At 61.6% G+C, this 15661-nt stretch carries 13 protein-coding genes; 3 read left to right on the top strand and 10 right to left on the bottom strand.

The features are described 5' to 3' along the window. Positions 1-154 precede the first annotated feature (154 nt). The 5 genes from ACH196_RS22965 to ACH196_RS22945 all read right to left on the bottom strand — a co-directional run bounded on the left by ACH196_RS22965 (position 155) and on the right by ACH196_RS22945 (position 5862). On the bottom strand, positions 155-1009 hold the full coding sequence (locus tag ACH196_RS22965; protein ID WP_396649262.1) for a hypothetical protein: 855 nt from the start codon (positions 1007-1009) through the stop codon (positions 155-157). Positions 1010-1828: 819 nt separating this feature from the next. After that, the gene (locus tag ACH196_RS22960; protein WP_396649261.1) at positions 1829-2926 is read right to left on the bottom strand and encodes an ABC transporter ATP-binding protein; all 1098 of its coding nucleotides are present in this window, start codon (positions 2924-2926) and stop codon (positions 1829-1831) included. A gap of 77 nt (positions 2927-3003) precedes the next feature. Next, positions 3004-4146 carry an extracellular solute-binding protein gene (locus ACH196_RS22955; protein WP_396649260.1) on the bottom strand — a complete coding sequence of 381 codons (1143 nt, stop codon included), beginning with the start codon at positions 4144-4146 and terminating at the stop codon, positions 3004-3006. Between the two features lies 1 nt (position 4147). Next, complete coding sequence (locus ACH196_RS22950; protein WP_396649259.1) at positions 4148-4981, bottom strand: ABC transporter permease; 834 nt, start codon at positions 4979-4981, stop codon at positions 4148-4150. Continuing rightward, positions 4978-5862, bottom strand: coding sequence for an ABC transporter permease (locus tag ACH196_RS22945; RefSeq protein WP_396649258.1), 885 nt, complete (start codon positions 5860-5862; stop codon positions 4978-4980). Before ACH196_RS22945 ends, ACH196_RS22950 begins: the two co-directional genes overlap by 4 nt. A 331-nt stretch (positions 5863-6193) precedes the next feature. Between ACH196_RS22945 and ACH196_RS22940 the strand changes: the two genes are divergently transcribed. The 3 genes from ACH196_RS22940 to ACH196_RS22930 are packed head-to-tail and all read left to right on the top strand — an operon-like array spanning position 6194 to position 11027. Then, entirely contained in the window at positions 6194-8143 is a 1950-nt protein-coding gene (locus ACH196_RS22940) for a PrkA family serine protein kinase (protein WP_396649257.1), read from the top strand. A gap of 22 nt (positions 8144-8165) precedes the next feature. Next, on the top strand, positions 8166-9473 hold the full coding sequence (locus tag ACH196_RS22935) for a YeaH/YhbH family protein (RefSeq protein ID WP_396649256.1): 1308 nt from the start codon (positions 8166-8168) through the stop codon (positions 9471-9473). 15 nt (positions 9474-9488) lie between these two features. Then, the gene (locus tag ACH196_RS22930; RefSeq protein ID WP_396649255.1) at positions 9489-11027 is read left to right on the top strand and encodes a SpoVR family protein; all 1539 of its coding nucleotides are present in this window, start codon (positions 9489-9491) and stop codon (positions 11025-11027) included. A gap of 48 nt (positions 11028-11075) precedes the next feature. On the opposite strand, the gene ACH196_RS22925 is transcribed toward ACH196_RS22930, so the two are convergent. The 5 genes from ACH196_RS22925 to ACH196_RS22905 all read right to left on the bottom strand — a co-directional run bounded on the left by ACH196_RS22925 (position 11076) and on the right by ACH196_RS22905 (position 15656). Continuing rightward, complete coding sequence (locus ACH196_RS22925; protein WP_396649254.1) at positions 11076-11312, bottom strand: DUF1902 domain-containing protein; 237 nt, start codon at positions 11310-11312, stop codon at positions 11076-11078. Positions 11313-11386: 74 nt separating this feature from the next. Continuing rightward, on the bottom strand, positions 11387-12589 hold the full coding sequence (locus ACH196_RS22920) for a mandelate racemase/muconate lactonizing enzyme family protein (protein WP_396649253.1): 1203 nt from the start codon (positions 12587-12589) through the stop codon (positions 11387-11389). Between the two features lie 8 nt (positions 12590-12597). After that, positions 12598-12924, bottom strand: a complete 327-nt coding sequence (locus ACH196_RS22915) for an NIPSNAP family protein (RefSeq protein ID WP_396649252.1) — start codon at positions 12922-12924, stop codon at positions 12598-12600. Between the two features lie 48 nt (positions 12925-12972). After that, complete coding sequence (locus ACH196_RS22910) at positions 12973-14328, bottom strand: mandelate racemase/muconate lactonizing enzyme family protein (protein WP_396649251.1); 1356 nt, start codon at positions 14326-14328, stop codon at positions 12973-12975. Between the two features lie 161 nt (positions 14329-14489). Next, entirely contained in the window at positions 14490-15656 is a 1167-nt protein-coding gene (locus tag ACH196_RS22905) for a mandelate racemase/muconate lactonizing enzyme family protein (protein WP_396649250.1), read from the bottom strand. Positions 15657-15661: the final 5 nt, after the last annotated feature.

The following is a 15661-nucleotide window of genomic DNA, read 5'->3' as shown; positions in this document are numbered from 1 at the left end:
TTTAGTTTCAGTCATTACGTCGAAATCCGAGCAGGTTTGGCCGATCTCGCCAACGATGAGCCACGGCATTTTCCGACAGCACAAATCGCTACCGAGCGGCGAAAAAATCCGCGCTGGCCTCGATCTTCCGCTTTGTGGCGTCCGGGGCTGCGCATCAGGACGTGTCCGGGCGCGACTGATCCAGCGCGTCCAAGGCCAGCGCGTGGGCATGCGCCAGAATCTCGTCGATCTCGCGGATGTTGCTGCGGCGCCGGGCGTCCGGGTCGTAGGGCGAGAGCCGGCCGCCCGGCGGCCGGCCGGACCACAGCGGCCGTGTCCGCTGGAACCGGACCGTGCCGCGCGCCGTCCTGCCGCGCACGATCACAGCGCTGCCGATTTGCCTCATCTCCGCAACCGCCGCGTCGCAGCGCGCCTTCCAGCGGGCGAAGCGTTTGGCCTGTTTTGGCAGGTCGTCGAGGGCCGCGCCAAGCGCCTGAAGCCGCAGGCCGAGCCGCGCCGCATCGATCGGATCGTCGGGCGATGGCGGCGGCGGCAGCGGAGCCGGCTCGCTGAAGCCGGGAACCCAGATGCGCGGCACGCCGCGCGCCGGCACATAGCGGCGGCGGACGCGGAACGGATACTTTTGGGGATCGAACAGCGGCAGGCTGATTGTGCGGGGCCTGGCAGTGCGCCGTTCGGCGGCTTTGCACTCGGCTTCATAGCGGGCAAAGTCTTGCTTCGACAGGGTGACGGCGAGGCCGAGGCGGCGCATGGCGGCCACCGTGTCGGAAATCTTCGGCTTCGGCTTTCGCGGACGCAACGGCGGGAGCGTCACCACTATGCCGCGCGCCGCCGCGATGATGAGCCGCCGGACGGCGGATTCGGCCGGGCGCAGCAGCCGCAGGATGACGCAGTAGAGGTGACGGGGAAGGGTTGACGCACCGCCGGCCATCTCGGCCATGCCGACGAGCATGGCGAGAATGCGCTTCAGCGCCTCCCGGTTAGTCTCGATTGGTCCACTCCCGTCCACCGCCGCCTCCTTCGAACACAGGCGGCAGGGATCATAGCATTGGTCGGCATGGATGTAAATAATCCTAGGTTAATAATCCTAGTATTGCTGTGCCCTTCCGCGCAACGCATTGGAAAAACGCGACTTTTCGGGACATGGCGGCCCGCTCCGATATCTTTCCGGGTGAACGCAAGGGCTCGGCCGGAAAGAAGGCCATGCTTGTAAAAGCAATTGGAATCAGAGCCTTGGCGGCAAGCCCGGCAGTTTTTGGCGTAACGAGCATGACCAGGGAGGTACTACCGGCGGCTTTCAGTTAGACCCGTCTCACCTCCTCTGGGCATCCTTCGGACTGTCCCGCCGGACATCTCTCTCCGCTAGCGGCTTTGGCGTTTCACATATTGACGTTGGATTTCGGCCACACATCAGGTGCGGAATCTTCTGTGCCGGCCCTGACGTCATTAAGTCCGAGGCATGGATTCCCGACACTCTCCGCTCGCTTCGCTCGCTCACGAGGTCGAGAATGACGACACTCATGGGACGCTTCCGCTAGTCTCCAACGTCGGTGATTGGCTGGGCTGCCAATGGTGTCGTCATTCTCGACCTCGTGAGCGAGCGAAGCGAGCGGAGAGTGTCGGGAATCCAGGCCTCGGACTCGAAACCATAAAGCCAATGCAGAATCGGCTGCGCCTATATGACGCCGAGCCAGATGTGTGAACGCGATAGCCGTGGCGAGAATGCCCCGCCGCTTGGAAGCCTTGGCTTCAGGTCAGGGTTAAAGCCGGTCACTCCGCTCGTGGCGGAGCAGACACGTTGCGACGATCGTCAGCCGGCAGTCTGTCTCTATGATAATCTTCTGCCGCTCGCGGGGTCGAGCAAGACGCAGCCCTGCGGATCGAAGCAAACTGAAATGTCTGCTCCCTCAGGCCAGAGCTGTCCGGCGATCGGATTGACGGCCCGAAGAACCAGCGATCCGCCCACGTCGACCTCGTAGGCGGCGTTGCCGCCGAGATAAGCGGCCGAGATGGCGCGTGCCGGAAAAGAGTTGGCGGCCGCCGTGTTATTCGCGGCAGCGATTTTCAGGCGTTGCGGCCGGATGACGAGTTGGACCGTTTCGCCAGGTTTGAGACGATCGGGCGCCTCGACCTCGAGCGTCCTGTCGCCGGCAATGGAGATAGCAGCAACACCTTGGACAACGGACGCAACGGTGCCCGTGACGATGTTTGCCTTGCCGAGAAAGCTCGCGACAAAACTGGTTTCGGGTTGCTCGTAGACCTCGCTCGGAGTTCCAATCTGCTCGATGCGGCCGGCGTTCATGACGACGATCTGGTCCGACATCGCCAGCGCCTCTTCCTGGTCGTGCGTCACGAAGATCGCCGTGATGCCGGTCTCGCGCTGGATTTTCTTGATCTCGCCGCGCATCTCCTCGCGCATATTGGCGTCGAGCGCCGAAAGCGGCTCGTCCATCAGCAGCACCTCGGGCTCGAAGACGATGGCGCGGGCGAGCGCGATGCGCTGCTGCTGTCCGCCGGAAAGCTGATGCGGAAGTTTCTTCTCGCTGCCGGGAAGCCGGATCATCTCCAGCGCGGCACCAACCCTGCGGACAATATCGGCCTTTGGCACGTTGCGGTATTTGAGGCCGAACGCGACATTGTCGAACACCGTCTTGTGCGGGAAGAGCGCATAATTCTGGAACACCAGGCCGATGTTGCGCTTGTAGATCGGCACCTGGTCGACGCGCTTGCCGCCGATCGCAATCTTTCCGCCGGAGATCGCGACCAGGCCGGCGATGGCGCGCAGCACCGTCGTCTTGCCGCACCCTGACGGTCCGAGCAGCGTGACGAAGCGCCCCTTGCCGATCGAAAGCGAGAAGTTCTTCACCGCGCTGAATTTGCCGTAGTCGATGTCGACGTCCTGGAATTCGACCGCCGGACTGTCCATCCAATGCCCTCAAAGTCCGCGAGGAAGGGAACCGGGCCTTCACGACCCGGTTCCCGCCGATCCATGTGGTTGCGTCCTTACGCGCCCTTGGAAATCCTGTCCCACTGCTTGGTCCAGGCATCCTCGTTCTCGGCCCAGTAGACCGGGTCGGCGAAGGTCAGCGCCTTCATCTGGCCGGTGGGATCGAAGGCCGGCAGGGCGGCGATCTTGTCGGTGAGTTTCACCTTGGTCGGGTCGAGCGACGGCGGGTAGTTCTGGCCCTCCGCCACCGCGATGGAGGTCGCGGGATCGAGCATGAAATTGATCAGCTCCTCGCACTCCGCCATCGGCGAGCCCTTCAGCACCAGCATGTCCTCCATCCAGGCATAGGAGCCCGCCGGATCGAGGTAGCCGATCGGCTGGCCCTGCTGCTGCAGGGCGGCGACGCGGCCCGACCAGGCCTCCGTCACCACGATCTCGCCCTTGGTCAGCAGGTCCATCAGTTCGGCGCCGGAACTCCAGAATTTCTTGGCGAGGTCGCGGGTCTCACGAACCTTCGCCCAGACGGCGTCCATGTCGGCGATCTTGTTGGGGTCCTGACCCGTCGCCAGCGCGGCGTACCAGACGCGCGTCGTCATGTCGGCATAGCCGCCGACCTTGCCGGCATATTTGGGATCGGCGAGCAGTTTTGCGCCCTTTTCCTTGGCCTCCTCGGGCGAGATCACCGTCGTGTTGTAGGCAAGGCCAGTGGTTCCGTAGTCGTAGGGAACGGCCGAAAGTTTCGGCGTGATCTTGCGGAAAGGCTCGATCATCGCCGTCAGCACATTGGCCATGTTCGGTATGTTGGCTTCGTTGATCTCCGAGTTCCAGCCGGCCTGGACGTATTTGATGTAGTAGTTGACGCCGGACGAGTGGATGATCTGGTAGTCGCCCTCCTTCGAGGTCTTCATCTTGGTGATGATCTCGTTCTCGTCGCCGAACGTTCCCTGCACCACCTTGACGCCGGATTTGGCCGTGTAGGGCTGGAAGGCGAACTTGTCGATCGCCTCCTGGACAACACCGCCCCAGCCGTCGAAACGCACCTCGGTGGCGGCGGCGATGGCCCGCGTGATCCAAGGCATCTGTATGCCGACGGCGGCGGCCGCAGCGGCCGTCAGGCCGAGGAAATGGCGGCGCGACAGGTCGCCATTGCCGTATCGCTCCGTCAACCTCTCGAGTCTTCTGGTCTGCGTCAGTTTCATGTCAGTCTCCCATTTGTTGCTTTTGTGTTTTCAACCCGGAAAGCAGCTTGGCGGCCAGGCCGCCCAGCAGCGGTATGCCGACCGTGATCACGATCATCAACGTGCCCAGAGCGTTGACTTCCGGGCTGATCGAGACTTTCAGCATCGACAATATCTGCGTCGGCATCGTCTCGACGCCGGCGGGCCGCCAGAACAGGCTGGCGGTGGTGTTGTCGAACGAGATGGTGAAGGCGAGCAGCACGCTGGCGAACACCGCCGGCATCAGCAGCGGCAGCGTGATCTCGCGAAAAGTCGAGCCGCGCGGCGCGCCGAGCGACAACGCCGCTTCCTCATAGACGCGCCTTATGCCGATCAGCCGCGCCTGGATGACCAGCACGACGAAAGGCAGGGCGAGCAGGATGTGGCCGAGAAGCAGGATGAGATAGCTGCGCGGCTGGTCGATCGCCTTGATCATCACCAGCAGGCCGACGCCGAGGATGGTTTCCGGCACCAGCGCCGGCAGGATCGCCAGCGTATTGACAGCCGACTTTCCGGGGAATTCGAAGCGCACCAGCGCCAGCGACGCCCCGATGCCGACCAGCGTCGTAACCGCGGCGGTGGCAAGCGCGATCCACAGCGACGTCCGGAAGGCCGTCAGCACGTTCTCGTTCTGCATCAGCACTTCGTACCAATGCAGGCTGAAGCCGGTGATCGGAAAGCCACCGAACATCGAGGCATTGAACGACAGCACCACCGTGGCGACGATCGGCGCGAACATGAAGATGTAGACCAGAAGCGTCATCACGCAGGTGAGCCGCCAGCCCCAACGGCCCGAACCGTCGCTCGGCGCGTTCAAGCGCCCATGCCCTTCATGATCTGCGACAGGCCCATGTAGCGGCTGTAGGCGACCGCCACGAGGCCGAGAAGAATGAACAGCACGATGGAGAGCGTCGCGCCGAGCGGCCAGTTCAACTGTCCCATGATCGTGTCATAGATCAGGTTGCCGAACAGCGCGTCGCGCGGGCCCCCGAGCAGTTGCGGCGTGACATAGCTGCCGGCCGCCAGCACGAAGCAGAGCAGCAACCCCGCGGCGAGACCGGGCAAAGACAGCGGCAGCGTCACTTCGCGAAACGCCTGGGCGCTTGTGCAGCCCATGGAGCGGGCCGCCAGGATCAGGCTGCGGTCGATGCCTTCCAGGCTGACATAGACGTTGAGGATCATGTAGGGCAGCAGGAAATGCACCAGTCCCATGATGACGGCGGCTTCCGTGTAGAGCAGGCGCAAGGGTTCGCTGATAAGGCCGAGATGCAGCAGCGTCGCGTTGATCAGCCCCTGTTCGCCGAGGATATGGATCCAGGAAAAGGTTCTGATGGTGAAGCTGATCCAGAACGGCACGATCAGCAGCAGGAGCAGCAGCCATTTGTAGCGGAAATTCGTGGCCCAGATGAAATAGGCCGGGAAGTAGCCGAGCAGCGCGCAGATGATCGCGGTGACGATGCCGACGCGCACCGTCTTCAGAAGGAAGCCGTGATAGTAGCTGTCGGAGAGGAATTCCTGCCAGTTCGCGAATGTCAGCGTCGCCTCTTCGATGCCCGCGGTGACGAAGGTGAAGAAGGTGTAGGCCGCCATCACCGCGATCGGCAGGAGCATCAGCAGGACGAGCAGGATGACGGTCGGAGCGGCGAGCGCCCACGCCAGCCGACGGTCGTTGATGCTCCACCCCGTCGTCGCGGCCATGCAAGCTCCCAGTCACCGCCATCTTGGTGTATGCTTTCGCCAGACGCAATGCGTGGCGTGAATTCACGGATTGTGCCAGGCCCGGCGGAGAATGAACTCGCTCCAGGGTTGCTTCCCCCGGCAAAAAGAAGCGCCGGCCTCGACAAAAATCATGGCGCCGTGAAGCCAAAGGTTCTATCCTGAATAGCTGATATCGCAACTGTTTTGCCGCTCATGATGGGCGGTGGATATCCGGCGCCTCTCGGCGAAGTGATTGGAACACGAGGGCTTTCCGGCAGTTGTATGAAGAGGCGGCGACTCACTATGAACCCCGCCGCTGTGTGAGGCAGCCATGCGCGGAAAAGAATCCGACGTCTTCGATCTTTTCTCGGAGATTTATGGGAGCGCGGCCCAGGAGGAGATGAGCCTCCAGCAATATCTGCTCGGCTGCCGCGAGGATAAATCGATGTATGCCTCCGCGCCCGAGCGGATGGTCGAAGCCATCGGTGAGCCGAAACTTGTCGATACCAGCGGGGATGAGCGGCTCGGCCGCATTTTCGCGAACAGGACGATCAAGATCTATCCCTCCTTTGCCGATTTCTACGGCATGGAAGACACGATCGAGCGTATAGCCGGCTATTTCCGCTACGCCTCCCAGGGGCTCGAGGAGCGCAAGCAGATCCTTTATCTGCTCGGCCCTGTCGGCGGCGGCAAATCCTCCCTGGCGGAGCGGCTGAAGAGCCTCATGGAAGAGCGTCCGATCTACACGCTGAAGGTCGGCAACCAGATCAGCCCGATTTTCGAATCGCCTCTCGGGCTGTTCCATGCCGAGCGCATGGCCGATCTGCTGGAGGAAAAATACGGAATTGCGCGGCGGCGGCTGAACGGCCTCGTTTCCCCATGGGCAGCCAAGCGGCTCGATGAACTGGCCGGCGACATTTCCAAGTTCAGCGTCGTGAGGCTGATGCCGTCGCGGCTTCGCCAGATCTGCATCGCCAAGACCGAGCCGGGCGACGAAAACAACCAGGACGTTTCCGCCCTGGTCGGCAAGGTCGACATTCGGCAGCTCGAGAACTTCAGCCAGTCCGACCCGGACGCCTATTCCTACAGCGGCGGATTGAACCGGACGACGCAGGGATTGCTGGAGTTCGTCGAGATGTTCAAGGCCCCGATCAAGGTCCTGCATCCCCTGCTGACCGCAACCCAGGAAGGCAGCTACAACGGCACCGAGAATTTTGGCGCATTTCCCTATCAGGGCATAGTCGTCGCCCACTCCAACGAGTCGGAGTGGCTGCAATTCAAGAGCAACAAGAACAATGAGGCGTTTCTGGACCGGATCCTGGTGGTCAAGGTGCCGTATTGCCTGCGCATCACCGAAGAACGCCAGATCTACGAAAAGCTGCTGCGCGAAAGCGAACTGGCCAATGCGCCATGCGCTCCGGAAGTGCTGGACATACTGAGCCGCTTCACGGTTTCGACCCGGCTGGCCGAGCACGACAATTCACCGCTTTACACCAAGATGCGCGTCTATGACGGCGAGAATCTCAAGGAGACCGATCCGAAGGCCAAGTCGGTCCAGGAATACCGCGACGCGGCCGGCGTCGACGAAGGGATGACCGGCGTGAGCACGCGCTTCGCCTTCAAGATACTGTCGCAGACGTTCAACTACGACACCCGGGAAGTGGCCGCCGATCCGGTGCATTTGATGTACATATTGGAACAGGCGATCCGGCGTGAGCAGTTCCCGAAGGAGGCCGAGGCGGCCTATCTGGATTTCATCAAGTCAGAACTCGCCGCGCGCTATGCCGAATTCATCGGCCACGAAATCCAGAAGGCCTATCTCGAATCCTACAGCGAATACGGCCAGAACCTGTTCGACCGCTATATCGCCTATGCCGATGCCTGGATCGAGGATCAGGACTACAAGGACCCCGATACCGGACAGATCCTCAATCGCGAGGTGCTGGACAAGGAGTTGTCGCAGATCGAGAAGCCGGCCGGCATCGCCAATCCCAAGGATTTTCGCAACGAGGTGGTGAAATTCACCCTGCGGGCGCGGGCCCGCAACCAGGGGCGAAACCCGTCCTGGACCAGCTACGAGAAACTGCGGGAGGTTATCGAAAAGCGGATGTTCGGGCAGGTCGAGGACCTGCTGCCGGTGATCAGCTTCGGTTCCAAACAGGACAGCGTGACGGAAAAGCGGCATACGGAGTTCGTGCAGCGCATGGTCCAGCGCGGCTATACCGAGCGGCAGGTCCGTCGGCTGGTGGATTGGTATATGCGGGTCAACAAGGCGGGCTGAGACCGGTCGGGGAAGACGCTCCATGCCGATCTTCATCGATCGCCGACTGAACCCTAAGGACAAAAGCCTCGGCAACCGCCAGCGCTTTCTGCGGCGTGTGCGCGAGGAGTTGAAGCGCAGCATCCGCGATCAGATCCGCACGGGCAAGATTGCCGACGTCGATGCCGAACACGCCGTCTCGATGCCGAAGCGGGGGACGGACGAACCGAGATTTCAGGAAGCGACGAACAGCGGGCGCCGTCAGCACGTCCTGCCGGGGAACAAGCAGTTCGTTCCGGGCGACCGTATCCCCAAGTCCGGCCAGGGCGGCGCCGCCGGGTCGGGTCCGTCACGAAAGGAATCGGAAGACGACTTTCGCTTCATACTGTCGCGCGAGGAGGTGCTCGATCTCTTCTTCGAGGATCTCGAACTGCCGGACCTGGTGAAGCTCAATCTGAAAGAAATCCTTGCTTACAAGCAACGGCGTGCCGGATTTGCCACGACCGGCTCTCCCACCAACATCAATGTCGGCCGCACCATGCGCCACAGCCATGGCCGCCGGATCGCGCTAAAGCGTCCGAAGCAGGATGAGGTGGACTTGATCTCGCAGGAGATCGCAGCGATCGAGGCTGACTCACCTGACATGGCGGCGCGCCAGCGGATCGCCGAACTGCGAGCGGAACTGGAGCGGCTTGAGCGCCGGCGCCGGCGGATCGCTTATATCGACCCGATGGACATTCGCTTCAACCGCTTCGACCCCCGGCCGATCCCGAACGCCAACGCTGTCATGTTCTGTCTCATGGACGTGTCGGGGTCGATGGGCGAACGCGAGAAGGATCTTGCCAAGCGCTTTTTCGTGGTGCTCCACCTCTTCCTGAAGCGGCGCTATGAGCGCACCGAAATCGTCTTCATCCGCCATACGCACGAAGCGCAGGAAGTGGACGAAGACACATTCTTCTACAGCACGCAAAGCGGCGGCACGGTCGTCTCCACGGCGCTGGAGGAGATGCGCCGCGTCATCGACGAGCGATATCCCAGCCGCGAATGGAACATCTATGCCGCGCAAGCATCGGACGGCGACAATTTCGCCACCGATTCCGAACGCTGCATCGCGCTTCTCAACGGTGAAATCATGCGCCTGTGCCAGTATTTCGCCTATGTCGAGATCATCGACGAACGCGAGAGCCACATTTTCGGCGCCACCGAGAACGGGACATCGCTCTGGCGCGCCTACAGCGCGATCAATCAGAAGTGGCCGAACTTCCAGATGAGCCGCATCGCCAGGCCCGCCGACATCTACCCCGTGTTCCGGCAACTCTTCACCAAGCAATCGGCCGTGCAAAAGAAGTGACGAAGGGGCGCGTCCATGCGGGCAGGCAATTTGCTGTTTTCAACGTCCGATTGGGATTTCCAGACGCTGTCGCGCGCCTACGAAACCATCGAAGCCATCGGGCTCGACGAGCTTCATCTCGACATCTACCCGGTTCAGATGGAAATCATCTCGTCCGAACAGATGCTCGATGCCTACTCCTCCGTCGGCATGCCGCTGATGTATCGTCACTGGTCCTTCGGCAAGCATTTCCTCTATCAGGATCTGCTTTATCGGAAGGCCGGGCGCGGCCTGGCCTACGAACTCGTCATCAATTCCAATCCGTGCATCGTTTATCTGATGGAGGAGAATACCGCGGCGCTGCAGGCCCTCGTGACTGCTCACGCAGCCCTTGGCCACAACCACTTCTTCAAGAACAATTACCTGTTCAGGGAATGGACCGACGCCGGCGCGATCCTGAGCTACCTGGATTTCGCCAAGGGCTATATCGCGCACTGCGAGGACCGGCACGGTCTGGCCGCCGTCGAAGCCATCCTCGATGCGGCCCATGCCCTGATGGAACAGGGCGTGTTCAGGTATCGCCGCCCGCCGAAACTGTCGTCGGAAAAGCAGCGCGAAGGCCTTCGCGAGCGGCTGGAATATGAAGAGCGCTCCTATAACGATCTATGGCGAACCCTCCCCGCCTCGAAGAGCGGGGATCAGGCCAGCGAGACGGCTTCCATCATGTCGGAGCGGAAGAAATCGCTCAAACTGCCTGAAGAAAACCTGCTCTATTTCCTGGAAAAGAACAGCCTGATCCTGGAACCCTGGCAGCGTGAGATCCTGAGAATCGTCCGGGTCATCGCGCAATATTTCTACCCGCAGCGGCAAACACAGGTTGTGAACGAAGGTTGCGCCACCTTCGTCCACTACACTATCATGAACACGCTGTTCGACCGTGGCCGGATCAGCGAAGGCGCCATGCTGGAAATCCTGCGCAACCATTCGAATGTGATCTTCCAGCCGTCGTTTGACGATCCCCGCTTTTCGGGCATCAATCCTTATGCGCTGGGCCTGGACCTGATGCAGGACATACAACGCATCTCGACGCAGCCGACCGCCGAGGATCGAGACTGGTTTCCCGACATCGCCGGCAAAGGCAATTGGCGCGAAACCCTGCTCGACGCCTGGGCCAATCACCGCGACGAGTCCTTCATCCGCCAATATCTGAGCCCGACCCTGATCAGGAAATGGCGCTTCTTCGTTCTGGGCGACGCCGCGAAGGAACCGCAATACGAAGTCGGCGCGATTCACAATGAGCGCGGCTACGAGAAGATACGCGCCGCACTCGCCCGCAGCTACGACATCGGCGCGAACCGGTCGGACATCCAGGTGGTCGATGTGGACCTTCTCGGCGACCGGTGCCTGCGTCTGCAGCACAAGGTCAATGACGGCATCGTGCTGGAGGAAGGCAGCCGCGACGCCACGTTGCGCCATATCCACAAGCTTTGGGGTTATGAGGTCAGCCTGGTGGGGACCGACGCCGAAACGGGCGCCACGGTCTACGAGCGTTCGAGCAGTCAGATCGGGGATTGAGGGACGATCGACAACCGGTTCCCCCGGAGCCGGTGCCTGGGCGCCATTTCAGGCGGCGGCCGGTTCGGCCTCGCGCAGCGCTGTGATCTGCAGGAACAGCGACGTCGGGTCGACGCCGGGGTGATTGTCCGGCAGGAGGTCAAGCGCCATCGACGATATTTTCGCCAGCAATTCGTCAAGCGTGACCGCATCGGCGGCGGCTGGAATATCGTCGCAATGCCCGCTCCACACGGAGGCCTCGTCATCCCAGGCGGCGGAAATGGTGAAGATGACCGGTTTTGCCATGTCGGCTCCGCTTTGAGGCGCGGGGCTGTGGCGCCGCGCGTCATGGCACTGTCCTATAGCATGTCCTGGCCGATCTACGCGAAGAAGTCCTTGTCCTCTTCCGCCAGATATTTGCGCGCGCCCTCGGCGTCGATATCGAGACCGAGACCCGGCGCTTCGAGCAGGTCGATCATGCTGTCCTTGACGATCTGTCCCTTCGGCAAACCGATGACGATGTCGTGCCACCACGGATCGGAGGCGCTTGGATATTCGAAGGCAATGTAGTTGGCCGGCAGGGTGGCGCAGACATTGATCAGCGCGCCAAGACCGAGCAGGCCGTTGGCCGTGCCGTGCGGGGCCATCATGATCGAGTGCATGTAGGCATGCTCGGCCACCCATTTCAGCTCAGCGATGCCGCCAATATCCGCCGGGTCCGGGCCGACGACGCGAACAGCCTGCGTCTCGATCAGCTCCTTGAAGTTATGCCGCAGATAGATCTGTTCGCCCGTGTGGATCGGCGTCGAGGTCGAAATCGTCAGTTCGCGATAGGCTTGGGGATTGACCCACGGCACGTAATCGCCCGTCAGCATGTCCTCGAGCCACATGAGATTGTATTTCTCGACGGCTTTGGCGAAGCGGATGGCGTCGGGCAGGAACCAGCCGGGGCCGCAGTCCAGCGCCAGCGAAACCTTGTCGCCCAGCACTTCCTTCATGGCGATGACGCAGTCGATCATGTGCGCCATGCCGCGCTCGCTGATCTGCCCCTGGTCCATGGCGCCGTGATAGCCGGCGGCCTTCTGGCGCACGCCGTAATGGAAATCGTCGATCGTGTCCTTCATGTTCGAATGGAAGCTGATGCCCTGCTTCACCATGAAGAATTTCTCGGGCAGCTCCATCATCCATTTGACGTCTGCGGCGTAGTCTTCGGGCCGGTCGCCGGTGCGCTTCCTGCGGATCGAGCCGTTATAGACCCGCACCTTGTCGCGCACCTTGCCACCGAGCAGCTTATAGACCGGCACGCCGGCCGCCTTTCCGGCTATGTCCCAGAGTGCATGTTCGATGACGCTGACCGCCGCGCCATAGGGCTTGAACGAGCCGCGCTGCCGGATTTTCAGCATGACGCGCTCGACGTCGGTCGGGTCCTCGCGGATCAGCGCATCGCGGAAATGCAGGACGAAGGGTTTCAGATAAGGCTTCGTCCATTCCGCCTCGCCCAGGCCATATATGCCTTCGTCGGTGACGATGCGGACGATCGGATGTTTGCCGATGACAGCGCAGCGCAGGTCGGTGATTTTCATGGTCGCCCCTACTTCACCGACGAGAAGGCGACGGGCGCCAGCAATTGATTGCTGATGTTGGCGACGATCTGTCCGTCGCGCTCGGATTCATCGCGCACCTTGAGCCAAACCGGGTCGGTGGCGAAAGCCGTCCATTTCGTCTGGCGCTCGGCCAGGGATTCCCAGGCGAGGAGGTATGTGAGGTGCTGGTTGCTTTCGCCCACCAAAGTCGTGAAGAACCCAGCCTGGCGGATGCCATGCTTGTCCCACAGCGCCAGCGTATGGTCGCTGAACCGCCTGAGCAGCGCTGGCAGCCGACCGGGCAGGCACTCGTAGATTCTAAGCTCGTAGATCATGGTTCTTTCCGAAATTGTTGCTCACCAATCATTCCGCCCGCGACCTGGTCAGCTCCAGGTCCGGTCCCAGGAAAATTCGTCGTCCCAGTGATCGGTCGGCTGCCAGATGCCTTTGACGCCTTCCTGCAGGTGCTTGACGATGACGTCATCAACCACATCGTCGATGCCGAGGCCAGGCTTGTCCGGCACGGTGATGAACCCGTCCTTGACCAGCGGCTTGGGCAGACCCGTGACGATATCGTCCCACCAGTCCACCTCGACGCTGTGATATTCCAGCGCCATGAAGTTTTCCGTCGCCACCGCGACATGCGCGGCGGCCATGGCCGCGATCGGGCTCTCCGCCATGTGAATCGCCATGGCGACGCCACGGTCCTGGGCCGCGTCGCCGATCTTCTTGGTTTCAAGGATGCCGCCAGTGGTGAGCAAGTCCGGATGGATGACCGAGATGCCGGCGTTGAGCAGCGGCTCGAAGGCTTCCTTCAGGTAGATGTCCTCGCCGGTGCAGATCGGCACCGATGTCGCCTGCTGAAGCAGCCGGTATTGCTCGGTGTACTGCCAGGGGATCACGTCCTCTAACCAGGCCGGCGCGTATTTCTCGATCCGCCGGGCAAGGCGGATGCCGTCCTGCAGCGAGATGTGGCCGACATGGTCGATGGCCAGCGGAACCTCGTAGCCGATAACCTCGCGGACTTCGTGTATGTACTGTTCCAGCAGGTCGATGCCCTTCTCCGTGAAACGCAGACCGGTGAAGGGATGCATCACGTTCTGCGCGTCATAGACGAGATTGCGGGCCTTGCGCTCCTCAAGCGAGCCGCCGCGGCCGCGCGGATTGCCGCGAAGCCCGTCGAGCACGCCGGCGGGGCCAGCTACCGCGCCCGGGATATGGGCGATCTGCATCAGGCCCAGATCCATCTTCAGGAAGGTGAAGCCGAGATCCATTCGCGCCTTCAGCCGCTTGCCGGTCTCGGTGCCGCTCGGCTTTTCGGCGTCAGTATCGCAATAGACACGCACCTTGTCGCGGAACCGTCCCCCCAGCATCTGGTAGATCGGCACGCCATAGGCCTTGCCGGCGAGGTCCCAGAGGGCGATCTCCACAGCCGATACGCCGCCGCCCTGCCGTCCATGGCCGCCAAATTGCTTGATGCGGCGGAACAGCCGGTCGACGTCGCAGGGGTTCTCGCCCAGCAACCGGCTCTTCAGCATCAGCGCATAGGTGGCGCTGGCGCCGTCGCGCACCTCGCCCAGGCCGACAATGCCCTGGTTTGTGTAGATCTTGACGAGCGCCGAAGTGAACGGCGCGCCGACGATCTCGGCGACGCGCAGGTCGGTGATCCGCAATTCGGATGGCTTCGAGTTCGTGTTTACGCGATCAAGAGCCGCGTCGGCTTCACCCATCTTTGGCATGACTTGTCCTCTCGTTCCAGGGTGTGTTGATATTCAGGTGACTCCGGCCTGCAAATGGCGGCTTTCTGCGCTTCCGGTACTCACGTACCAGAATTTACGCTGCGTTCCGGTTCTCGAAATCCACCATTTTCGGCTCGGTCTCACCTGAATCTCAACACACCCTAGCCGAGCTCAATTTCGTGGGCCGCGAGGTAATCGCGATTCATCTCCACGCCAAGACCAGGCTTTGACGTCAGTTTGAGGCTGCCATTCGAGTTGTCGAGCGGCTTGTCGATGAGGTGATCGTATTTGCTCAGATTCCACTCAGACGTTTCAAGCTTGTAGAAGTTGGGAACGGTCATCATCACCTGCGCTCCGGCCACCACGTTGATCGGCCCGGCCGCATCGTGGGGTGAGACCGGTATGTAGTAGGCCTCGCAAAGCGCGGAGATCTTCTTCAATTCGGTGATACCGCCGGTCCACGTGACATCCGGCATGATGTAGTCGGCGAGCTTGTTTTCCAGCACCGGCACAAAATCCCACTTCGTATGGCCGCGCTCGCCCCAGGATATCGCTGCACTCACCTTTTCACGCACCTGCCGGAGAGCGTTGAGGCTCTCGGGCGGACACGGCTCCTCGAACCAATCGATCTGACCGGCCTCCTCGAGGCTGCGGCAGAGGCGAATAGCGGTAGGAACATCGAAGCGGCCGTGTGCGTCGATGAGGATTTCGATTTCCGAACCTGCGGTTTCGCGGATCAAAGCCGTGAGTTCGGCGGCTTCGCGCTCGTCCTTGCGGGTCATGCTGCCGTCAAGATAGCCGTCCCGCTGTTCGCGGGCCAAGCCGTCGGTGATGCGGCCCTGATAGGGAAATGGATCGAACTTCAGCGCCGTGTGACCGGACTCGACGATGTCCCGGATTTCCCGGATGACCCCTTCCTTGCTGGTGAACTTGCGCTGATCAGGATGGGTGTAAAGCGCGATTTCATCGCGAACCGCCCCGCCCAGCAGTTCGTAGATCGGCTTGCCCAGGACTTTCCCCCGGATATCCCAGAGGGCTATATCGATGGCGCTCACGCATTCGACGGCGGCGCCGCGGCTGCCCATGTAGGTGAAGCTGCGGAAAATCTTGTGCCAGAGATGCTCGATACGCGCTGGATCCTCGCCTGTCACGGCGACGCCGATCTGCCGCAAGATCATGCAGAGGGCGCGATTGGCGAGCTTCGTCGTGGTGGTGATCTCTCCCCAGCCGCTGACCCCCTCGTCGGTCGTCACCTCGACGAACAGGAACTCGCCCCAATAGGAGGCAGCGGACTTGATCAGCCACGGCCTGATGCTCGTGATTTTCATCTCAA

Source organism: Mesorhizobium sp. IMUNJ 23232 (assembly GCF_044326205.1).
Lineage (GTDB): Bacteria > Pseudomonadota > Alphaproteobacteria > Rhizobiales > Rhizobiaceae > Kumtagia.
Note: the sequence above shows the minus strand (reverse complement) of the source record. Positions and strands in the feature narration are given on the sequence as shown.